The 20,039-nt window shown below is 64.2% G+C and carries 20 protein-coding genes and 1 pseudogene; 11 read left to right on the top strand and 10 right to left on the bottom strand.

Translation table 11 applies throughout. From position 1 onward, the window contains the following. Nucleotides 1-248: pseudogene (locus tag NKH13_RS28125) on the bottom strand (adenosine kinase); the annotation flags it as partial. 218 nt (nt 249-466) lie between these two features. Here NKH13_RS28125 and NKH13_RS28120 point away from each other — a divergent pair. Then, nucleotides 467-1,357 carry a DMT family transporter gene (locus tag NKH13_RS28120; protein ID WP_502914587.1) on the top strand — a complete coding sequence of 297 codons (891 nt, stop codon included), beginning with the start codon at nt 467-469 and terminating at the stop codon, nt 1,355-1,357. Nucleotides 1,358-1,440: 83 nt separating this feature from the next. Then, nucleotides 1,441-2,136: a sulfate transporter family protein gene (locus NKH13_RS28115; protein ID WP_352719307.1), complete on the top strand. Its 696-nt coding sequence runs from the start codon at nt 1,441-1,443 to the stop codon at nt 2,134-2,136. 396 nt (nt 2,137-2,532) lie between these two features. On the opposite strand, the gene NKH13_RS28110 is transcribed toward NKH13_RS28115, so the two are convergent. The 6 genes from NKH13_RS28110 to NKH13_RS28085 all read right to left on the bottom strand — a co-directional run bounded on the left by NKH13_RS28110 (nt 2,533) and on the right by NKH13_RS28085 (nt 7,074). Next, on the bottom strand, nt 2,533-3,531 hold the full coding sequence (locus NKH13_RS28110) for a proline racemase family protein (RefSeq protein WP_352719306.1): 999 nt from the start codon (nt 3,529-3,531) through the stop codon (nt 2,533-2,535). Between the two features lie 14 nt (nt 3,532-3,545). Beyond that, nucleotides 3,546-4,349: an isocitrate lyase/PEP mutase family protein gene (locus NKH13_RS28105; protein WP_352719305.1), complete on the bottom strand. Its 804-nt coding sequence runs from the start codon at nt 4,347-4,349 to the stop codon at nt 3,546-3,548. A 77-nt stretch (nt 4,350-4,426) separates the two neighbouring features. Further along, nucleotides 4,427-5,284, bottom strand: a complete 858-nt coding sequence (locus NKH13_RS28100) for a hypothetical protein (RefSeq protein WP_352915863.1) — start codon at nt 5,282-5,284, stop codon at nt 4,427-4,429. A 79-nt stretch (nt 5,285-5,363) separates the two neighbouring features. After that, the gene (locus tag NKH13_RS28095; protein ID WP_352915860.1) at nt 5,364-6,020 is read right to left on the bottom strand and encodes an HAD family hydrolase; all 657 of its coding nucleotides are present in this window, start codon (nt 6,018-6,020) and stop codon (nt 5,364-5,366) included. Between the two features lie 13 nt (nt 6,021-6,033). Then, complete coding sequence (dut, locus tag NKH13_RS28090; protein WP_352719303.1) at nt 6,034-6,519, bottom strand: dUTP diphosphatase; 486 nt, start codon at nt 6,517-6,519, stop codon at nt 6,034-6,036. 84 nt (nt 6,520-6,603) lie between these two features. After that, nucleotides 6,604-7,074, bottom strand: a complete 471-nt coding sequence (locus tag NKH13_RS28085) for an Lrp/AsnC family transcriptional regulator (RefSeq protein WP_352719302.1) — start codon at nt 7,072-7,074, stop codon at nt 6,604-6,606. A gap of 115 nt (nt 7,075-7,189) precedes the next feature. On the opposite strand from NKH13_RS28085, the gene NKH13_RS28080 reads away from it, so the two are divergent. Together NKH13_RS28080 and NKH13_RS28075 are read left to right on the top strand one after the other, a co-directional pair. Then, nucleotides 7,190-7,405 carry a DUF6356 family protein gene (locus tag NKH13_RS28080; RefSeq protein WP_352469961.1) on the top strand — a complete coding sequence of 72 codons (216 nt, stop codon included), beginning with the start codon at nt 7,190-7,192 and terminating at the stop codon, nt 7,403-7,405. Between the two features lie 172 nt (nt 7,406-7,577). Then, the gene (locus tag NKH13_RS28075) at nt 7,578-8,951 is read left to right on the top strand and encodes an amidase (RefSeq protein WP_352719301.1); all 1,374 of its coding nucleotides are present in this window, start codon (nt 7,578-7,580) and stop codon (nt 8,949-8,951) included. On the opposite strand, the gene NKH13_RS28070 is transcribed toward NKH13_RS28075, so the two are convergent. Next, a complete protein-coding gene (locus NKH13_RS28070; protein WP_352719300.1) occupies nt 8,945-10,021 on the bottom strand; it encodes an NAD(P)/FAD-dependent oxidoreductase in 1,077 nt (358 codons plus the stop codon). The two genes, NKH13_RS28075 and NKH13_RS28070, sit on opposite strands and share 7 nt — an antisense overlap. Before the next feature lie 118 nt (nt 10,022-10,139). On the opposite strand from NKH13_RS28070, the gene NKH13_RS28065 reads away from it, so the two are divergent. From NKH13_RS28065 to NKH13_RS28050, 4 genes are all read left to right on the top strand, one after another. Beyond that, nucleotides 10,140-10,730, top strand: a complete 591-nt coding sequence (locus NKH13_RS28065) for a TetR/AcrR family transcriptional regulator (RefSeq protein ID WP_352719299.1) — start codon at nt 10,140-10,142, stop codon at nt 10,728-10,730. Nucleotides 10,731-10,734: 4 nt separating this feature from the next. Next, nucleotides 10,735-11,661 (top strand): haloalkane dehalogenase, encoded by a 927-nt coding sequence (locus NKH13_RS28060; protein ID WP_352719298.1) that lies wholly within the window; start codon nt 10,735-10,737, stop codon nt 11,659-11,661. Nucleotides 11,662-11,814: 153 nt separating this feature from the next. Next, nucleotides 11,815-12,306, top strand: a complete 492-nt coding sequence (locus tag NKH13_RS28055; protein ID WP_352719297.1) for a hypothetical protein — start codon at nt 11,815-11,817, stop codon at nt 12,304-12,306. 111 nt (nt 12,307-12,417) lie between these two features. Then, complete coding sequence (locus tag NKH13_RS28050) at nt 12,418-14,016, top strand: peptide chain release factor 3 (RefSeq protein ID WP_502908411.1); 1,599 nt, start codon at nt 12,418-12,420, stop codon at nt 14,014-14,016. Nucleotides 14,017-14,186: 170 nt separating this feature from the next. Here the strand turns inward: NKH13_RS28050 and NKH13_RS28045 are convergent, their stop codons facing one another. Further along, nucleotides 14,187-14,660: a VOC family protein gene (locus tag NKH13_RS28045; protein ID WP_352719296.1), complete on the bottom strand. Its 474-nt coding sequence runs from the start codon at nt 14,658-14,660 to the stop codon at nt 14,187-14,189. A gap of 290 nt (nt 14,661-14,950) precedes the next feature. Between NKH13_RS28045 and ilvD the strand changes: the two genes are divergently transcribed. The 3 genes from ilvD to NKH13_RS28030 all read left to right on the top strand — a co-directional run bounded on the left by ilvD (nt 14,951) and on the right by NKH13_RS28030 (nt 19,133). Further along, the gene (gene ilvD, locus NKH13_RS28040; protein ID WP_352719295.1) at nt 14,951-16,795 is read left to right on the top strand and encodes a dihydroxy-acid dehydratase; all 1,845 of its coding nucleotides are present in this window, start codon (nt 14,951-14,953) and stop codon (nt 16,793-16,795) included. A gap of 28 nt (nt 16,796-16,823) precedes the next feature. After that, nucleotides 16,824-18,098, top strand: coding sequence for an amidohydrolase family protein (locus tag NKH13_RS28035; RefSeq protein WP_352719294.1), 1,275 nt, complete (start codon nt 16,824-16,826; stop codon nt 18,096-18,098). A 114-nt stretch (nt 18,099-18,212) separates the two neighbouring features. Next, the gene (locus NKH13_RS28030; RefSeq protein ID WP_352719293.1) at nt 18,213-19,133 is read left to right on the top strand and encodes a DMT family transporter; all 921 of its coding nucleotides are present in this window, start codon (nt 18,213-18,215) and stop codon (nt 19,131-19,133) included. Here NKH13_RS28030 and NKH13_RS28025 read toward each other — a convergent pair. After that, nucleotides 19,130-20,032 carry a phosphotransferase gene (locus NKH13_RS28025; RefSeq protein ID WP_352915852.1) on the bottom strand — a complete coding sequence of 301 codons (903 nt, stop codon included), beginning with the start codon at nt 20,030-20,032 and terminating at the stop codon, nt 19,130-19,132. The two genes, NKH13_RS28030 and NKH13_RS28025, sit on opposite strands and share 4 nt — an antisense overlap. Between the last annotated feature and the right edge of the window lie 7 nt (nt 20,033-20,039).

The raw sequence follows: 20,039 nt of genomic DNA, 5'->3' as shown, positions 1-20,039 counted from the left end.
TTGGAGACCTTGCCGAAGAAAGCGGCGCGGCCGCCGAAGGAGGCGACGCCCGCCGCCGTGTTGCCGGCGCTGCCGCCCGAGGCTTCGATGGCCGGGCCCATGCGGCTGTAGAGCAGTTCGGCGCGCCGCGTGTCGATCAAATTCATCGCGCCCTTGATGATGCCGTTGGTCTCCAGGAACGCCTCGTCGCACTGGGCGATGATGTCGACGATGGCATTTCCGATACAAAGCACGTCATAGTCCGGCATCAATTCATGTCTCCGCCAAAAAACTACCGGCTTTCTGCCACGCCGGGCGCGGGCGGGTCTAGCGGTTTGATGCGGCTTTGCCTAGTCGACAATGCCGCGATCCGACGAATGTCAGCATAGCGACCATCGTTGGATGGCGGCCGAAGCATTTCCCGCGTGCCTGGCTTACAAGCATGGCTGAGATGAGCGATGCCCAGAGGTTCCAGCCGGCCATGTCCATGAAAACCGACACGAGGATCGAGCTGGTGCTGCTCGTCGTATTGGCGGTGCTGTGGGGCGCATCCTACAGCTTCATCAAGATCGGCGTCGCGACGATCCCGCCGGTGACGCTGATCGCCGCGCGAACCCTGATCGCGGGTGGCATCCTGCTCGCCCTGATCCGCTGGCGCGGGCTGGCCTTGCCGGGTGATGCCGCAAGCTGGCGCCGGTTTGCATTCCAGGCATGCCTCAACAGCGTCGTGCCGTTCACGCTGATCGCTTCGGCCGAGCGCTCGCTGGATGCCGGGCTGGCCACGATCCTGAATGCGACCTCGCCGATCTTCACCTTCTTGCTGACCGCCCTCATCACCCGCCATGAACCGGCGACCATGCGCAAGCTGTTCGGCGTCGGGGCGGGAATCGCCGGAATATGCCTCGTCATCGGCGTCCCGGCGCTAGGCGGCCTCAGACAGCAATTGTTGCCGCAACTTGCCGTGGTCGCGGCGACGATCTGCTATGCCGGCGCTGCCGTTTTCGGTCGCGGCTTCAGGGGGCTCGACCCGATGGTGCCGGCCGCCGGTTCGATGCTCTGCGGCGCCGCGATGCTGATCCCCTTGAGCCTTGCGTTCGATCAGCCATGGACGCTGGCGCCATCGACGACCTCGATCCTTGCGCTGCTCGGGCTTTCCGTGTTTTCAACCGCGCTGGCCTTCTCAATCTATTTCCGCCTCCTCCATACGCTGGGTTCCGTCGGCACCACCTCGAAAGCCTATCTGCGGGTGCCGATCGGCGTTGCTATCGGAGCCGTGTTCCTTGGCGAAAGCCTTGGTCCGAGCGCATGGTGGGGAATGGCCCTGGTCGTCGCCGGCGTGGCGGCGATGACCATTCCCCAGGCGAAGGTCGCGCGCTAGGAAGCCGCGCTTGCGACTTGGGCGATCTCCGCCTATTCGGAGATATCAGCCACGGGCACGTTTGACATGGGATTGGAAACGCCGTGATCCTCGACGCCGCCCGCGCCGCCTTGAGCCGGCTGTTCTCGCCCGAATTCCGTTCCGTGTTCGTGAAGACGCTGGGGCTGACCTTGCTGGCGCTGGCGGCGCTTTGGTTCGGGATCAAGGGGCTGTTCGAATGGCTGGCCTGGCCGTGGATCGATGCATGGCTGCCCGCCCTTCCCTCCTGGGCCGGATGGCTGGGCGCCGTCGTCGCCGGCATCGGCCTTGCGCTGGGGCTGGCGCTGCTCATCGCGCCGGTGACGGCGATCATCGCCGGCCTGTTCCTCGACGACGTCGCCGAAGTGGTCGAGCGCACCGATTATCCCAACGATCCGCCCGGCCGCGCCGTGCCGGCGCTGCGCTCGCTGGTGCTGGCGATCAGGTTCTTCGGCGTCGTCATCCTCGGCAATATCGTCGCCCTGCTGCTTCTCCTGGTGCCCGGCATCAACATTGCCGCCTTCTTCATCGTCAACGGCTATCTGCTCGGGCGCGAGTTCTTCGAGTTCGCCGCCATGCGCTTTCGCCCGGAGGCTGAGGCCAAGGCGCTGCGCAGAAAGCACGCTGTCACCGTGTTCCTCGCCGGTCTGGTGGTCGCGGCTTTCCTGGCCGTGCCGCTGCTCAATCTTCTGACGCCGCTGTTCGCCGCCGCCATGATGGTGCATCTTCACAAGGCGATCTCGGCACGGGAAGGGAGCTGACCGCCCTTGTTGGTGCAAGTCCGGCGCACAGAAGCGCTGCACTCTTCAGCCATAGTAACGGCATGGATCCTAGGGTCTCCGCGACATCGCTTCGCTCCTGCTCCGCCCTAGGATGACGAAGGCGCGGGGGTTCAAGACAAGTCGCGGACGTCGGAGATTGGCCGTTGCGTCGCAGTGTAGAGGGTGGTAGCGGACGGCAAATCACAACCCTTGGAAGTTAGCTGCGGCCTCCCTCATTTCGTCATCCTAGGGCGGAGCAAGAGCGAAGCGACGCGGCGAAGACCCTAGGATCCATGCCGTGACCCACGAGCATCGCGGCGTTGAACAGCTGCATCCGGCCCTTTTGTCCTGGGCTCGAGGCACCGCCGTTCGCCGGCAGTTGAACATCAACACGCCTTAGCGCAGCAGAAAGCCGCGCCCCAGTTCGTCGTCGTCCTCGACAATGAATTCGGCCCGCCCTGAGTAGTAGGCACGGCCGCCGACGCGGGCGATGATGGCGTCATGCGGCCCGGCTGTGGCCGTGCGCGCGACCGCACCGGAAAAGCGCGAGCCGGCGATGCTCTCGAACAGCCGCGTCCGGCCAATCTCGATTTGCCCCTTGGCGTGCATGGCCGCCAGCCGCGCGGTGACTCCCGAGCCGGTCGGCGAACGGTCGACCTCGGCTTCGGCGAAAACGCAGATGTTTTTGGTCGGCGTATCGGAGAACGCATCCTGTCCGTCGGTGAGGATGGTGCCGTAGAGAAAGGCGAGATCGGCATGGTCGGGATGCGACAGCGGCAATTCGGCCTTGAGCTTATTGGTCAGCGCGGTCGCTGCATCGACGAAATCGCGCACCCGGTTCCTGCCGAATTCCAGCCCGAACTGGCGGCAGTCGGCGAGCGCATAGAAGGCGCCGCCATAAGCGATGTCGAAGCCGACCGGACCATAGCCTGGCAGCTCGATCCGCCGGTCGCGGGCGAACAGAAACGCCGGCACGCTTTCGAAGGACACCGCACCGGCCTTGCCATCCCTTACCTCGACCGCAGCCGAAATCAGCCCGCATGGCGCCTCGATGTTGACGGTCGTCAGCGGCTCGCGTGGCGCCACCAGCCGCTCCTCGACGGCGTAGCGGCCGAGCGCGACGATGGCGTGGCCGCACATCGTCGAATAGCCCTCATTGTGCATGAACAGCACGGCGAGGTCGGCGCCCGGCAGGTCGGGCTCCACCAGCAGCGCGCCATACATGTCGTAATGGCCGCGCGGCTCGAACATCAGGATCTTTCTGAGATGATCGAGATGGTCGCGCACATAGGCACGCTTTTCGAGGATCGTGCCCTTGGGAATGTCGGGGTAGCCGCCGGTGACGATCCGCAGCGGCTCGCCGCCGGTGTGCATGTCGACGACGGTGAGCGTCATTCGCCGGGCCCGACCTAGGCTGACGATTTGGCAAACAGCGCCTGCAGCTTGCCGAACGGCATGGCGGCGCGGGTGAAGCCGAAGGTGCCGTCCTGCTGGATCTCGCGCGCCGCGGTCTCCAGCATGCCGAAGGCGAAATTGGTGAGCCATGGGCCGAGCGAGACGCGCTTTACTCCCGCCATGGCCAGGTCGGCGATGGTGAAGCCGGGCCTGGCCATGACGTTGACCGGCTTGGTCAGGGCCGAGCAGACGGTTCGCACCATCTCGATGTCGCCCAGCCCCGGTGCATAGAGTACGTCGGCGCCGGCCTTCTCGAAGGCCTGCAGCCGCTTGATCGTATCGTCGAGGTCGGGCTTGCCCCACAGAAAATTCTCGGCCCGCGCGGTGAAGACGAAATCGCGTTTCAGTGCCCGTGCCGCTTCCGCCGCCGCCGCGACGCGCTCGACGGCATGCGCAAAATCATAGATCGGCTTGTCGGGCTCGCCGGTATGGTCCTCGATCGAGCAGCCGGCGAGGCCTGCCGCCTCGGCGGCGAAGATGGTTTCGCCGGCACTTGTCGCGCTGTCGCCCTTGCCCTTTTCGAGGTCGGCCGAAACCGGCAACCCGGTCGCCGCCGACACTTCACGGCAATGATGGATCATCGCCTCGAACGTCACCGCGCCATCGGGCAGGCCGCGCGAAAAGGCAAAGCCGGCGCTGGTCGTCGCCAGCGCCTTGAAGCCGAACGAGGCCAAGAGCTTGGTCGTGCCGACGTCCCAGGAATTGGCCATGACGAAGATCGAGGCATGCAGGTCGCGAAAAATCTTGCCCTTGTCCATGGATGCTCCCCTCCAGTGCAGAATGTGAGGCAAATTCTAGCCCGGCGGAACGCGCCGGGCAAACAAATGCGGTTGGCTCAGAAGCGTTTGGCGTTCTCATCTGCCAATCGGTCCAGCGCATCGGAATCCTTGACGTAGTGCGAAGCGTTTTTGTCCCAATGATAGGTGACGGAAATGTCGCGCGAAGACGCCTCTGGCGGCGGCTGGCCGTCGCAGCTTTCTTCCCCCGGTAGCGCCGCGTCGGTCACCGTGACCTTGATGGCTGCATAGGGCTGGCCGTCGGCGACCGCCTGGAACGCCGCATTTTGCGTCCTCCTATGAGTGCAGAGGTTTTCGTCGAACGTATAGATCGTGTCGATCAGCTCGAACCTGTCGTTACGGACCATGATCAGCGGCGTGATCCCATAGCCCTGGCTCGAATTGAAATGCATGCTCATGCTGATGATGGCGTCGTCACCAGGCCCGATCGGCAGCGTGCCCGGATCGCGAAGATAGGTGATGCGGTCGACGGCGACATTGACGGCGTCGAGCAGGGCCGGCTTGCCGGTGACGTCGTAGAGCGCCAGCACGGCATAGCCCTCGGCACTGTCAGGCGAGTCGCCAAGGTCGAACAGCATGGTCAGCCGCTCCTTGCCGCCGGCCTTGATGCCGAGCACGCCGGCATTGGAAAGACCCGACACCGCCGGCGGCGAGCCGCCGTAGTCCGGTCCAGCGATGTGACGCATCTCGATCGGCATCGAACCCCGGTAGAAGCCGTCCTTGTCCGCGGCCAGATCTGGAATGACCATCCTGGCGAGGTCGAGATAGGTGACATCGCCGTGGCCGGAGACGGCGCTGCCGAGCTCCGGGGAGCTGACGGCCTCAGCGCTGGCCGTCGTCCAGAGACAAGGCAGCAGCAGGCAGGCAAAGAGGAACCGAACCAGGGAGAAGGTCATGCGCGCGCTCGTTATGTCGGGCGCGCGCAAGCTAGCACAAGCAGCTGCAACATACAGCGCAGCTTGAACAAAGGCCCGATTAGTGGATCGGCACCAGCCCGGCCAGTTCGCGCATGTCGTCGAACAGGATGCCGCCGGCTTCGCTCAGTCCGTCACGGTCGGAAAGCGGGTCGCCGCGGTAGGAATAGACGCGCATGCCGGCGGCGATGCCGGCTGCCGTCCCAGCGACGCTGTCCTCGATGACGATACAGTCGGCGGGCGCGAAGCCCATCGTCGCTGCCGCATGCAGGAAGAGGTCGGGGAACGGCTTGCCGCGCGAGACCATGGTCGAGCTGAACAGCGCATGCTCGAACAGCGGCAGCAGCCCGGTCTGGCCGAGTGTGATGTGCATTTTCGATACCCGTGCCGATGAGGCGACACAGGTGGCGATGCCGGCGGCGTGCACGGTTTCGATGAACTCGCGAACGTAGGGGATGGCCTCGACGCCATGCGCGAACAGGTCCGGCAGGCCGGCGTTCCAGCGCTCGACAAAATCGGCGCCGAGGCTGACGCCGGTCGCCTCGACTTCCTTCTGCACAGAGACCATGCTGCGGCCGGAAAAATTCTTGCGGCAATATTCAAAGCTGGCCGGAAAGCCGGCCGCAGTCAGCCACTCGGCGAGGCGCCGGTTGGCCAGGTTCTCGGTGTCGACCAGAACCCCGTCGCAATCGAAGATGACGAGTTTGGGTATCTTCATTTCGCAGCGCTCATCAGGCCGTGCCGGTCGATCCGAAGCCGCCCGAGCCGCGCGTTGTACCGCCGGCCAATGTGCGCTCCTCGACCGTCGCCTGCGTCACCGGGGCGAAGACGATCTGGGCGATCCGCATGCCGCGCGTTACCGCGAAATCCTCGTCGCCGAGATTGATCAGCAGCACCTTGACCTCGCCGCGATAGTCGCTGTCGATGGTGCCGGGCGTGTTGAGGCAGGTGAGCCCGTGCTTGAAGGCAAGGCCGGAACGCGGCCGGACCTGGCCTTCGACGCCCTCGGGAATTTCCAGGACCAGCCCGGTCGGCACCAGCGCGCGCTTTCCCGGCAGGATCAAAAGCGGCCTGTCGTCCGGGACGGCGGCGCGCAGGTCCATGCCGGCGGCGCCCGAGCTCTCATAGGCGGGTAGCGGCAACCCCTCGCCATGCGGTAGCCTGACGAAGCCGACAGCCGGACCGATGACGGAGGAGGGATAAAGTGCTGCGCGCATGAGGCTGATCCTATCGTCGCGAACGCCGGTTCAGTCAACTCGGCGGCAATGCTATCAACGGCTTTCTTTCAGCACAGTTCCGCTTCAGCGCAGTTCCATCGGAACGACCGTGGTCTCCTTGATCTCCTCCATGACGAAGGAGGCCGAAACGTCCGACAGCGCCACCTTGGCGATCAGCCGCTGGTAGAGCCGGTCATAGGCCTTCACATCGGCGACGCGGGCGCGCAGGACATAGTCGAGATCGCCGGACATGCGGTAGGCGCCGGTGATCTCGGCAAAGCCGGTCACCGCCGCCCGGAATCTTTGCAGCCAGTCGGGATCGTGGTTCGAGGTGCGGATCATGATAAACACCGAAAGGCCGAGTCCAAGCTTGTCGGCGTCGACCAGCGCCACCCGACCGGTGATGACGCCGTCTTCCTCCAGCCGCTTGACCCGGCGCCAGCAGGCATTGCGCGACAGCGATATTCTTGCCGAGAGCTGGTCGACGGACAGAGTTCCGTCGCGTTGCAGCTCGGCCAGCAATCTCCGGTCTATTTCGTCGATTTCCGGCATCATGTGGGATGATTGTCCCAAAACTTGGCTTGATACAAGGACAATTTGAGACCGATCAACCGAACAGCCGTGGCAGGATATTCATGGCCGGCTCTTCATGCCGGCAGGAGGGATCGACATGACAGCACGGCTCGCAAGACTTTTCACCTCTCACCCGGCCGCGGTCGGCGAGAGCTATTTCGGCCATATGGCTTTCGCTGCATGGTTCTCGTCGCGATTGTTCATGGCGGCTTTTGCCGCGCTCGTTCACGCTTTCTTGCCGTTTCTGTTCGAGACCACGGCAAGCGGCATCATCCGTGAGCTCTACGAGCGGACGCACAACAGGGGACGGTAAGCCGTAGAGGTGCCGATCGCGGCGAGGCCGCTGGACAGCGCCGACCCTCAACGGATCCCGGCAGCGCAATCCCGATCAAGCGCCGCCGTCGTCGAAATGCCGAGCCAGGCTTGAAGCCGCGCCGCAATCCGCCATTTTGAGGAGCGCGGCGCGATAGCCCGGAGCATTCAGGATGGATATCGTCTTTTCGTCGACCACCAAACTGGCCGCGGCCATCCGCGACCGTACGGTTTCCGCAATAGAGGTGCTGGACGAGCACCTGGCGCAGATCGACAGGCACAATGAGGCGGTCAATGCCGTCGTAATCCTCGATCGGGACGGTGCGCGGCAACGCGCCGGCAAGGCCGACGAAGCGCAGGCGCGCGGCGAGGCACTTGGGCCGCTGCACGGTGTGCCATTCACACTAAAGGACACGCACGAAACCGCTGGCATGAGAACCACCGTCGGCTTCCCGGCCTTCGCCGACTATGCCCCGAGAGCAGACAGTCCGGTCGTTGCCCGGCTGAAGGCGGCAGGCGGCATATTGGTGGGCAAGACGAACGTGGCGACAATGCTCGGTGACTGGCAGTCGGGCAATCCGCTGTTCGGCCGCACCGGCAACCCCTGGAACCTCCAGCGCACCGCCGGCGGCTCCAGTGGCGGTGCGGCGGCGGCGCTCAGCGCCGGAATGACGCCGTTCGAGGTCGGCACCGACATGCAGGATTCGATCCGGCTGCCCGCTGCCTTTTGCGGCATCTACGGCGTCAAGCCAACCGAGCACCGCGTCTCGCTCGCCGGTGCTTTCCCCGATCCAGGCGGGGCGCCGCGCAGCGTGCGGCTGATCTCCTGCCTCGGACCGATGGCACGCAGCGTCGAGGACCTGGCGTTGATCTACGGCCTCATTGCCGGGCCGGATGGAAGCGATACCGACCTTGCGCCGGTACCGCTCGAAGGCCTGCAGGAACTGGATCTCAAAAATTTGCGCATTGCCGTCGCGCCGTCCTTTCCGGGCTTTCCGGTGGCCGGCGAGATCAGCGCGGCGGTCGAAAGTCTGGCAAAAGAGCTTCAGGTTGCGGGCGCCATCGTCGAGGAAGCCGAATTGCCGAAGCTCGACCTGCACGACGACCTGGAGCAAAGCGGTGCGCTGATCGGCATGATGCTGGAGGCGGCGCAGCCTGGACCACCGGAGAAGCCGACGCCGGTCGCGCGCTGGTTCGAGGCGCTCGCCCGCCGCGACCGCTCCATCCTGGCGTGGGAACGGTTCTTGGACGGCTGCGACGCCTTGTTGTGCCCCGTCGCCATGGTCACCGCCTTCCCGCATTGCGAGCCGGGAACGCCGATCGAGGTCGACGGCAGGGAGCAAAGCTACTGGATGCTGCCGGCCTATGGTGCGGTGTTCAACTACAGCGGCCACCCCGCACTGTCGCTGCCCTGCGGACAGGACAGCAATGGCCTGCCCATCGGACTACAGCTTGTTGGCAAACGCTGGTCGGAGTCGCGCCTGCTCGGGATCGCCAGGGCAATCGACCCGCTAACCAGCGGCTTTCGCCGCCCGCCCGGTTATTGAGTAAGCCGCGCCAGCCCGTAGGGATCAAGCAGCGGATCGCGCTCGCCGTCGAGGATTTCGCGGGCAGCGAACAGGCCGACGGCCGGTGCCAGCGTGATGCCGGAATGCATGACGGCGAGGTAGATGCCGCTCGTGCCTTCGGCGCGGCCAATGATCGGAAAGCCATCGATCGGCGTCGGCCGGTAGCCAACCGTGTGGAAATCGAGTTCCAGCCCGTCCGCGCCGCGCAGCATCGCCTTCATCGCCGCAAATAACTCGCGGGCAGTTGCCTCGGCATCCATGCCGGGATCGGCGCCGCCGAAATCCGAGCCGGCGATGACGCGGCCTTCCGCCGTCTGGCGCATATGCAGGCGGTCGCCGATGACCAGGCCGTTGAGCAGCTTTTCGGTGGGGCGCGAATGCACGATCAGGCCGGGTGGCGTCTCGATCGGCAGTTCTATCCCGGCTGTTGCCGCTAGTGCCGGAGAGCCGGCTCCGGCCGCGATCACCACCTCGTCGGCAGCAATCCGCCCGCCGGATGTATCGACGCCGGCAATCCTGCCGTTGGCCTGCACAAGCGCGGTCGCGGTAACTCCCGTCAGCAGCCGCGCGCCGCGCCGTTCGGCGTCGGCGAGCAGTGCTTGCGTGGCAGCGACCGGCTCGGCAACGCCTTCCCCAGGCACATAAAGGGCGAAATCGGGAAGCTCGGTCAGATTGGGCTCAATGCGCGCCGCTCCGGCACGGTCGACACGCTCGATGCCGTAGCCCCAGGCGGAATGCTCGGCCGCATAGGCTTCGAGCTCAGCACGTGGCAGGTCCCAGCACAGGCCACCGCACCATTGCAACGGGATGCCGGGCACCTCGTTCGCCAATCGCGTCCATTCGGCCATCGACCGAATGCGCAGCCGGAAATAGACCTCCGGATTGCCCCAACTGGCATTGATCCAGGCAAAGGAATTCGGTGTCGCGACGCCGCCGGCGCCGCTGCCGGCAATGACCGTCACCTTTGCTCCGGCCCTGGTCAGGTGCCAGGCGATGGAGGCGCCGATGATGCCGGCGCCGATGACAATCACTTCTTTCGCCGCTGTCATGCTTCACTCCTCGGTCCAACGCCACCACTGCGATGCCATTGCCCGTGGGTTCTGCCAAGAGCGCGCGGTATCAAAATATGCCTCTTGACTTTAATACGTACGTACGTATTGTATCGCGATGGCTAGACATTCACTTCGCGAAAAACTCCTCGACGCCGGTTTCAAAACCATCTGGAATTCCGGCTATTCGGCCGCCGGTGTGCGCGACATCGTCGCCGCGGCCGATGCCCGCCCGGGGTCCTTCACCAATCATTTTGCATCCAAGGAGGCGTTCACCGGCGAGGTGCTGGACCGCTATTTCGCCTATGTGAGCGGTTTGGTGGAGCAGGCCCTCGCCCGGGACGGCACGCCCCCGGTCGGGCGCTTGCGCCGCTACCTCGAAATCATCACGTCGAAGCTGGAGGCGCATAATTGGGCACGGGGCTGCATGATTGGCAATCTCAGCCTCGAGACGGCGGCTCACAGTGAGGCGCTGAGGCTGCAACTCGTCGCCATTTTCGAACGCTGGCGCAAGCCCTTCGCCGAGTGCATCGCCGAGGGCCAGGCGGCCGGCGATATCACCGACGCGTTCGATGCCGAGGATCTCGCCGATTTCCTTTTGAGTTCCTGGCAAGGCGCGATGCTGCGCATGAAGGTGGAGCGCAGTCCCGAACCGCTCGAGCGTTTCAAGAACATCGTTTTCAAAACAGTCTTCGCAAAAAGGAGCTGATCCGATGAACCCGAAACTCGAAAAGCAGCAATCCCGCACAATGTTGCCGCGCTCGCAAGTCGCGGTACTCGATTCCACCATCTCCTATGTCGAGGCAGGCACGGCCGGTCCGACTGTGCTCTTCCTGCACGGCAACCCGACGTCGTCCTACATCTGGCGCAACATCATCCCGCATGTGGCGCCGTGCGGCCGCTGCATCGCGCCCGACCTGATCGGCTATGGCCAGTCCGGCAAGCCGGACATCGACTATCGCTTCTTCGACCACGTCCGCTATCTCGACGCCTTCATCGAGACGCTTGGCATCACCGACATGGTGGTCGTCGCGCAGGACTGGGGCACCGCACTCGCCTTCCATCTCGCGGCCCGGCGGCCGCAGCGGATCCTCGGCCTCGCCTTCATGGAATTCATCCGCCCCTTCGAGAACTGGGACGATTTTCACCAGCGTCCGCAGGCGCGCGAATTGTTCAAGGCAATGCGCACGCCGGGCGTCGGTGAAAAGCTTGTCCTGGAAGACAACGTCTTCGTCGAAAAGGTGCTGCCGGCCGCTGTGCTGCGCACGATGAGCGATGAGGAAATGGCCGCCTACCGGGCGCCGTTCCCGACGCCGCAATCGCGCAAGCCGATCCTGCGGCTGCCGCGCGACCTGCCGATCGAAGGTCAGCCTGCCGATGTCGCCGCCATCAGCGAGCACGACCATCGGGCGCTCCGGCTTTCCGCCTACCCGAAGCTGCTTTTCTCAGGCGATCCGGGCGCCGTCGTCTCGCCGCAGGCGGCACGGGAATTCGCGGCGGGCCTGAAGAACTGCCGGTTGATCGATCTCGGACCCGGCGCGCATTATCTGCAGGAGGACCATGCCGACAGGATCGGCGCCGCAATTGCCGAGTGGATTCCCGAGGTGGCCTTCGAGAGCCATGCCGCCGAACCGGCCTGACGTTGGGACGTGAACCGGAGACCGCGGCAGCCGGAGAGGTCGACAGCTCTGCACTCAGGTTCCAGGCGATGGAAGCGCCGATGACGAGGATGTCTTTGCTCACGGCCTCCACCTTAAACGGCAGGACTTCATACCCTCCTGCCGTCGTGATACATGCTCACCCTTGGTGCGTCGTGGTGTTCCGTTCTCGAAACGGTCGATGACATTGTCTTTGCGAGAAAGCTTCCGCTGTTGAGTTCCCGACCAGAAATCATGCCCCAGCCACAAAGGGCTCGTTTGCGCCGCTGGACGCGAGGTCTGGCTCTTGGCACTGCCATGGTCATGATCGCTTATGCCGTTTTCTTCGGCCCACTGCCGTTCATTCGATCGTGGTGGCAAGTCGGTGACTACAGCTGGTATGATCCCTTGCATAAACGCCATCGCATCGCCGACAGCCTGGTGCTGACCGGGTGGTTGGTTGGGAAATCGCGCGCAGAAGTCCTTGCGGCGCTCGGCCCGCCGCCTGAGACCGACAAGTTTTCCGATTGGAGCCTGGTCTATGTCCTCGGCCCGGAAAGGGGATTGCTTTCGATCGACTATGAGTGGCTCGCCATCCGCACGGATGATGCCGGTTCGGTCACTGAAGCGGCTGTGATCCGTGACTGAACTCGCGGCCCGCAGTGACATTTGCATCATCTGGCATTGAGGGGCGAAGGGTGTTTCCGTTCGACAGGCCGGAAAAGCGCTGCTAGAAGCCCGCGCCACAGACAGGATTCCATGAAATTGGCTGAAGACATCGAACAAGCGGTATCGCGCCGCCGCACTTTCGCGATCATTGCCCACCCCGACGCCGGCAAGACCACGCTCACCGAAAAGCTGCTTTTGTTCGGCGGCGCCATCCAGCTTGCCGGCGAGGTCAAAGCCAAGAAGGACCGCATCCAGACCCGGTCGGACTGGATGAAGATCGAACGCGAGCGCGGCATTTCGGTGGTGACGTCGGTGATGACCTTCGAATACGAGGACACCGTCTTCAACCTGCTCGACACGCCCGGCCACGAGGATTTCGCCGACGACACCTATCGCACGCTGTCGGCGGTCGACAGCGCCGTCATGGTCATCGACGCCGCCAAGGGCATCGAGCCGCGCACGCTGAAACTATTCGAGGTCTGCCGGCTGCGCGATATCCCGATCATCACCTTCGTCAACAAGATGGACCGCGAAAGCCGCGACCCGTTCGACATCCTCGACGAGATCGAGCAGAAGCTGGCGCTGGATACAGCACCGATCACCTGGCCGATCGGCCGCGGCAAGACCTTTTCCGGCACTTACCATCTGGCGCTGAACGCGGTTCGCAAGGGCGACGCCGAAAAGGAGCGCACGCCGGTCAATGGACCCGATTCCAACCGGGTCGCCGGCCTGTTGCCGGAGAACGAGCGGGAGGCCTTCATCGAGGAGCTGGAGCTGGCACGCGAGGCCTGCCGCCCGCTCGATCTGGAAGCCTTCCGCGAAGGCCATTTGACGCCGGTCTATTTCGGCTCGGCGCTGCGCAATTACGGCGTGCGCGACCTGATCGAGGCGCTCGGCGCCTATGGGCCGCCGCCGCGCGCGCAGGAGGCCGACAGCCGCAAGGTCGAGGCGACCGAGGACAAGATGACCTCCTTCGTCTTCAAGATCCAGGCCAATATGGACCCCAACCACCGCGACCGCATCGCCTTCGTCCGTGTCTGCTCCGGCAAGCTCGAGCGCGGCATGAAGGCCAAGCTGGTGCGCACTGGAAAGCCGATGAGCCTGTCGGCGCCGCAATTCTTCTTCGCCCGCACCCGCGTCACCGCCGACGAGGCATTCGCCGGCGATGTCGTCGGCATCCCCAACCACGGCACGCTGCGCATCGGCGACACGCTGACCGAGGGCGAGGAGATCCTGTTTCGCGGCGTGCCGAATTTCGCACCTGAAATCCTGCGCCGCGTTCGCCTCGGCGATGCCATGAAGGCTAAGAAGCTCAAGGAAGCGCTGCACCAGATGGCCGAGGAAGGCGTCGTGCAATTGTTCTCGCCGGAGGACGGCTCGCCGGCCATCGTCGGCGTCGTCGGCGCCCTGCAGCTCGATGTCCTGAAAGAGCGGCTGAACTTCGAATACACACTGCCGGTCGATTTCGAGATGTCGCGCTTTTCCGTCTGCCGCTGGATATCAGCCGACGACAGGGCAGAGCTCCAGCGCTTCATCGAGGCGCATCGCGGCGACATCGCCCGCGATCTCGACAACGATCCGGTGTTCCTCGCCCAGCACGCCTTCTCGCTCAACTACGAGGCCGAGCGCTGGAAGGCGATCCGCTTCGCGGCAGTCAAGGATTATCAGGTCCGCGACAGAGCGGCCTGATGCGCCGCGTTCCTTCTCCCCTTGTGGGAGAAGGTGTCGCCGAAGGCGACGGATGAGGGGTGTTCCAGGAAACAGCAACGTCTCATTCCGTCCAGCACCCCTCAACCGTCTCGGCGCTTCGCGCCGATCCACCTTCTCCCACAGGGGGGAGAAGGCAAGAGCGCGTTCGTTCACCCCTTGGCTGCCTCTTCGATCTTGGCGATGTCGATCTTGGTCATCTGCATCATCGCCTGCATCACGCGGCCGGCCTTTTCCCCGTCGGGGTCCAGCAGCAGCCTGGGCAGCTGCTCGGGAACAACCTGCCAGGAGAGGCCGAATTTGTCCTTCAGCCAGCTGCACTGGCTGGGCTCGCCACCGCCCGCGATAAGCCTGTCCCAGAAATAGTCGACCTCCTCCTGCGTCTTGCAGTCGATGGAGAGCGAGACTGCCTGGGTGAACTTGAATTGCGGCCCGCCGTTGAGCGCCTGGAACTGAACGCCGTCGAGCTCGAATGAGACCATCAGCACCTTGCCCTCACGATCGCCGCTGCCCTTGGGCCAGCGCATCACGCTCAGCACCTTCGAGTTCTTGAAGATGGAGACATAATGGTTCATGGCCTCCTCGGCCTGGTCCTCGAACCACAGGCAGGTGGTGATCTTTTGCATTCTCTTGCTCCTCGGGCTGGTTTTGGCTTTGTTTTCACTCGCAAAACGGCCGGCTGGCGATTGATGCCCGGTGCCGCCGTCTGCCCAAGGACGCTCGAGCAAAACACGATCCGACAGCACTTCTGACTTTTTTACGGCCTGGACCGGCTGCGTCTTTGGCTGGCCGCTCGTTCCACACCCTGGCGCAGCGCAAAATTGTGGCCAGACCAGAGCGTGGCGTTTATAAGGCCTGCGGCTCAATTCCGGTTTTCCGCACCTTTGGGCGCGACGCAGACAGCAAGGACAGTTCAATGCCCGCCTACCGTTCCCGCACCACAACCCATGGCCGCAACATGGCCGGCGCCCGCGGCCTGTGGCGTGCCACCGGGATGAAGGATTCGGATTTCGGCAAGCCGATCATCGCCGTGGTCAATTCCTTCACCCAATTCGTGCCCGGCCATGTCCATCTGAAGGATCTCGGCCAGTTGGTTGCCCGCGAGATCGAAAAGGCCGGCGGCGTCGCCAAGGAGTTCAACACCATCGCCGTCGATGACGGCATCGCCATGGGCCATGACGGCATGCTCTATTCGCTGCCGTCGCGCGAATTGATCGCCGACTCCGTCGAATACATGGTCAACGCGCACTGCGCCGACGCGATGGTCTGCATCTCGAATTGCGACAAGATCACGCCCGGCATGCTGATGGCGTCGCTGCGCCTCAACATCCCGACCGTCTTCGTCTCCGGCGGTCCGATGGAGGCCGGCAAGGTGGTGCTCGCCGGCAAGAGCCAGGCGCTTGACCTGGTCGACGCCATGGTGGCGGCCGCCGACGACAAAATCTCCGACGAGGACGTCAAGACCATCGAGCGCTCGGCCTGTCCGACCTGCGGCTCCTGCTCCGGCATGTTTACCGCCAATTCGATGAACTGCCTGACCGAGGCGCTCGGCCTCTCGCTGCCCGGCAACGGCTCGACGCTGGCCACGCATGCCGACCGCAAGCGCCTGTTCGTCGAGGCCGGCCATCTGATCGTCGATCTAGCCCAGCGCTATTACGAGCAGGACGATGACACCGCGCTGCCGCGCAGCATCGCCTCGAAGGGCGCCTTCGAGAACGCCATGACGCTCGACATCGCCATGGGCGGCTCGACCAACACCGTGCTGCACATCCTCGCCGCAGCACATGAGGGCGAGGTCGACTTCACCATGGAAGACATCGACCGGCTCTCGCGGCGGGTGCCGGTGCTGTGCAAGGTCGCTCCGGCCAAGGCAGACGTTCATATGGAGGACGTCCACCGCGCCGGCGGCATCATGGCGATCCTCGGCCAGTTGGATAGCGCCGGGCTGATCAACCGCGACCTGCCGACGGTGCATACCGCGAGCCTCGGCGAAGCGCTCGACCATTGGGATATTTCGCGCACCACCAGCCAAAATGTCCGCGATTTCTTCCTCGCGGCACCCGGCGGCGTGCCGACGCAGGTCGCCTTCAGCCAGGATCGCCGCTGGGACGAGCTCGACACGAACCGCGAAACCGGCGTCATCCGCTCGGCCGAACATCCTTTCTCCAGGGATGGCGGCCTTGCCGTGCTGAAAGGCAATCTGGCGCTCGACGGCTGCATCGTGAAGACTGCCGGCGTCGATGAATCGATCCTGAAATTCACCGGCCCGGCAAGGGTGTTCGAAAGCCAGGACGCCAGCGTCAAGGCGATCCTGTCGAACGGGATCAAGGCCGGCGATGTCGTCGTCATCCGCTATGAAGGGCCGCGTGGCGGCCCCGGCATGCAGGAAATGCTCTATCCGACCAGCTATCTCAAATCGAAGGGTCTCGGCAAGGCCTGCGCGCTGATCACCGACGGTCGTTTTTCCGGCGGCACCTCCGGCCTGTCGATCGGCCACGTCTCGCCGGAAGCGGCGGAAGGCGGGCTGATCGGACTGGTCATGGAAGGCGACACGATCGAGATCGATATCCCCAACCGCACCATCCGGCTGGCCGTCGACGACGCGGAGCTCGCCGCCCGCCGCGCGGCGATGGAGGCCAAGGGAATGGCTGCCTGGAAGCCCGAGGAAAAGCGCAAGCGCAAGGTGACGACGGCTTTGCGCGCCTATGCGGCGATGGCGACAAGTGCCGCCAAGGGGGCGGTGCGGTATGTGCCGGAATAGGCATCATTCTTCAACGAGGTGGCGATAGATGGATTTCGACCTTGTGGTGCGCGGCGGGACGCTGCCCGACGGCAGGATCGCAGATATCGGCATCGTCGGCGAAACGATCGCAGCGATAGAACCCGAGCTGAACGTCAGCGCCGGCACGGCGATCGATGCTCATGGCAATCTGGTCTCGCCGCCCTTTGTCGATCCGCATTTCCATATGGACGCCACGCTTTCGCTCGGCATTCCGCGCATCAATGTCTCGGGCACGCTGCTCGAAGGCATTTCGCTGTGGGGCGAGCTGAAGCCGCTTCTGACCCACGAGGCGGTGCGCGACCGTGCGCTCGCCTATTGCGACTGGGCGGCGTCGATGGGCCTGCTCGCCATCCGCACCCATGTCGATGTCTGTGATGACCGCCTGCTGGCGGTCGAAGCGCTGCTCGACGTGAAGAAGACGGTTGCCCCCTATATCGACCTGCAACTGGTCGCCTTCCCGCAGGACGGGCTCTATCGCTCGCCGACAGCGCACCAGAACACCGTCCGCGCGCTCGACCTGGGCGTCGATGTCGTCGGCGGCATCCCGCATTTCGAGCGCACCATGGCCGACGGCACGCGCTCCGTCACCGAGCTCTGCGAGATCGCGGCCGAGCGCGGCCTGATGGTCGACCTGCATTGCGACGAGACTGACGATCCGCTGTCCCGCCACATCGAGCAACTAGCCTATGAGACGCAGCGCCTGGGATTGCAGGGCAGAGTGGCCGGCTCGCACCTCACCTCGATGCATTCGATGGATAATTACTACGTCTCGAAGCTGTTGCCGCTGATTGCCGAGGCCGGCGTTTCGGCGATCCCCAATCCGCTGATCAACATCATGCTGCAGGGCCGCCACGACACCTTTCCCAAGCGCCGCGGCCTGACGCGGGTCAAGGAAATGCTGGCGCATGGGATCCGCGTCGGCTGGGGCCAGGATTGCGTGCTCGACCCCTGGTATTCGCTGGGCACGGCAGACATGCTCGACGTCGCATTCATGGGCCTGCATGTCGCGCAGATGTCGAGCCCGGCCGAGATGGCGCGCTGTTTCGACATGGTCACCAACGTCAATGCCGCCATCATGGGCCTCGACCACCTTGGCCTTGCCGTCGGCAAGCGCGCCAGCCTGGTCGTTCTCGATGCCGGCAATCCGGTCGAGGCGCTGCGCCTGCGCCCCGAGCGTCTCTGCGTCATTGCCAGGGGCAAGGTGGTGGCCGAGCGCAGCCGGCAGGACACGCGGCTTTCGATCGCCGGAAGGCCGGGCACGGTGAACCGGCGCCACGCTTAGTCCAGCCGATTTCCGGCGCTGGTCTTACCGAATTCTTGATTTCCGCCTCGTCACGGCCACCGCTTGCGACTACGACGCGGGTCACCGTATCCACGGCAAGGAACCGGTAACGGAATGGCGCAGCCCGCAGCCCAGAACTCAACGATCAGGAACGTGCTGCTGGCCGGTATCCTGCTGATGCTCGCCGGCGATTTCCTGTTTGCGCTGAACGACGCGATGGGCAAGTGGCTGGTCGCCAGTTTTTCCGTAGGCCAGGTCGTGCTGATCCGCTCGATCGGCGCTTTTTTCATACTCGGGCCGATGATTGCACATCAGGGTGCGGCCAAGCTGTTTCGTATGGAGCGGCCGGAGCTGCAGCTGCTGCGCGTGGTGATGACGACGCTCGACACGGCGCTGTTCTACGCGGCGGTCGTCTATCTGCCGCTCGCCGATGTGATGAGCTTCTACATGGCCGGGCCGATCTATGTGGCGGCGCTGTCGCACTTTTTGCTCGGCGAAAGGGTCGGCTGGCGCCGCTGGGCGGCGATCCTGGTCGGTTTCTGCGGCGTGCTGATCATGCTGAAGCCGTCTTCGGCCGCGTTCTCGCTGTCCTCGATGTTCGCGCTCGCCGGCAGCATTTCCTTTGCCTTCGCCATCATCCTCAATCGGCGCCTGCGCGGCACCAGCGACACGGCGCTTGTGACCTGGCAGACCATCGGCACGCTGCTGGTCGGCGCTGCGTTGACCATCGGCACCTGGAAGACGCCGTCCTCGCTCGATTTCGGCGCCATGCTGCTTCTCGGTATCGTCTCCTGCGGCGCGCATCTGATGATCACCAGGGCGTTGAAGCTGGCGCCGGCCTCGACCTTGGCGCCGCTGCATTACAGCCTGCTATTGTGGGCAGTGGTCTTCGGCCTCGCCTTCTTCGGCGATGTGCCTGGGCCGCGCATCCTGATCGGCTCGGCCATCGTCGTGCTGGCCGGCCTGTTCATCTTCCACCGCCAGAAGGTGGTCGACACCGTGCCGCCAGAAAACGTGCCGAAGGGTGTGAATTAACCCCGGCGCACCGCTGCGAGATGCCGCGAAAATTCCGGCGTCTCCATCAGCGTCTTGCAGCGCGCAAACCGGCCGTCGGCATAGGCGCGAAAGTCGTCGGCCGGATTTTTGTTGGCAAGCTGGATCAAGCCCCACAGCGTCCACAACAGGTCGCACATCGCCTTGTAGATGACGATGCGGCCGCGCTCTGCCGGTCTCGGCTCGCCGCCGAAATAGGTCAGCATCATTTCCTCCTCCTGCGCGGCGTCGAATTGCCCTTCGACCGAGAGGTCCCCGAGATCCCAGAGCGGATCGTTCATCCCGGAATATTCCCAGTCGACGATCCACATCCTGTCGCCCGTGTCGAGAAAGTTTTCGCATAGCGGGTCGCAGTGGCAGGCGACGAGCGGCAAAGGATGAGCGGCAAGTGCCGAGCGCACTGCCTCCGCCTCGCGGACCACATCGTGATAGCCGGAAGGCAGAGCGACATCCTTGGTCGACAGCACCTGCAGATAGTCGTCGATCATCGCAAACAGCTCGAAGCGGAAGGGGAACACCGCGCGGGATGTGTGCAGCTTGCGAAAGGCCTTGCCGGCGCGTGCCGGGCTGCCCGGTCGGGTCTTGAACTTTTCCGGCGACATCGTCTCGGCGCCGGCAACGAAGCGGGTCACCAGCACGCCGGTCTCGGCATCGACATGCAGCACTTCCGGGCTGACGCCGGCCTTCGCCGCCTCCCGCGCCGCCACTGCCTCGTTGGCGCGGTTGATGTATTCCTCGGTACCCTTGCCGGGAATGCGCAGGCAGAAATCTTTCCCCCTGAAGACGAGGTTGGTGAGGCCACCGAGCCGTTCCAGCGGACCGTCATAGCCGGCCAGCATCGGAATGGCCGCAAGTGCGGCGCGTGCCTGGTCATCCGCCATGGCTTTC

It is taken from the genome of Mesorhizobium sp. M1348, from assembly GCF_040317925.1.
Lineage (GTDB): Bacteria > Pseudomonadota > Alphaproteobacteria > Rhizobiales > Rhizobiaceae > Mesorhizobium.
This window is presented reverse-complemented; position numbering and strand designations above follow the sequence as displayed.

Excerpts from the sequence above, each read along its gene's own strand:
- NKH13_RS28030 (WP_352719293.1), top strand. The coding sequence starts at position 18,213 with ATGGCGCAGCCCGCAGCCCAGAACTCAACGATCAGGAACGTGCTGCTG.
- NKH13_RS28100 (WP_352915863.1), bottom strand. The coding sequence starts at position 5,284 with ATGACCTTCTCCCTGGTTCGGTTCCTCTTTGCCTGCCTGCTGCTGCCT.
- NKH13_RS28045 (WP_352719296.1), bottom strand. The coding sequence starts at position 14,660 with ATGCAAAAGATCACCACCTGCCTGTGGTTCGAGGACCAGGCCGAGGAG.
- NKH13_RS28065 (WP_352719299.1), top strand. The coding sequence starts at position 10,140 with ATGGCTAGACATTCACTTCGCGAAAAACTCCTCGACGCCGGTTTCAAA.
- dut (WP_352719303.1), bottom strand. The coding sequence starts at position 6,519 with ATGCGCGCAGCACTTTATCCCTCCTCCGTCATCGGTCCGGCTGTCGGC.
- NKH13_RS28110 (WP_352719306.1), bottom strand. The coding sequence starts at position 3,531 with ATGACGCTCACCGTCGTCGACATGCACACCGGCGGCGAGCCGCTGCGG.
- NKH13_RS28025 (WP_352915852.1), bottom strand. The coding sequence starts at position 20,032 with ATGGCGGATGACCAGGCACGCGCCGCACTTGCGGCCATTCCGATGCTG.
- NKH13_RS28060 (WP_352719298.1), top strand. The coding sequence starts at position 10,735 with ATGAACCCGAAACTCGAAAAGCAGCAATCCCGCACAATGTTGCCGCGC.
- NKH13_RS28120 (WP_502914587.1), top strand. The coding sequence starts at position 467 with ATGAAAACCGACACGAGGATCGAGCTGGTGCTGCTCGTCGTATTGGCG.
- NKH13_RS28035 (WP_352719294.1), top strand. The coding sequence starts at position 16,824 with ATGGATTTCGACCTTGTGGTGCGCGGCGGGACGCTGCCCGACGGCAGG.
- NKH13_RS28075 (WP_352719301.1), top strand. The coding sequence starts at position 7,578 with ATGGATATCGTCTTTTCGTCGACCACCAAACTGGCCGCGGCCATCCGC.
- NKH13_RS28050 (WP_502908411.1), top strand. The coding sequence starts at position 12,418 with ATGAAATTGGCTGAAGACATCGAACAAGCGGTATCGCGCCGCCGCACT.
- NKH13_RS28105 (WP_352719305.1), bottom strand. The coding sequence starts at position 4,349 with ATGGACAAGGGCAAGATTTTTCGCGACCTGCATGCCTCGATCTTCGTC.
- NKH13_RS28070 (WP_352719300.1), bottom strand. The coding sequence starts at position 10,021 with ATGACAGCGGCGAAAGAAGTGATTGTCATCGGCGCCGGCATCATCGGC.
- NKH13_RS28095 (WP_352915860.1), bottom strand. The coding sequence starts at position 6,020 with ATGAAGATACCCAAACTCGTCATCTTCGATTGCGACGGGGTTCTGGTC.
- NKH13_RS28080 (WP_352469961.1), top strand. The coding sequence starts at position 7,190 with ATGACAGCACGGCTCGCAAGACTTTTCACCTCTCACCCGGCCGCGGTC.
- NKH13_RS28055 (WP_352719297.1), top strand. The coding sequence starts at position 11,815 with ATGCTCACCCTTGGTGCGTCGTGGTGTTCCGTTCTCGAAACGGTCGAT.
- ilvD (WP_352719295.1), top strand. The coding sequence starts at position 14,951 with ATGCCCGCCTACCGTTCCCGCACCACAACCCATGGCCGCAACATGGCC.
- NKH13_RS28085 (WP_352719302.1), bottom strand. The coding sequence starts at position 7,074 with ATGATGCCGGAAATCGACGAAATAGACCGGAGATTGCTGGCCGAGCTG.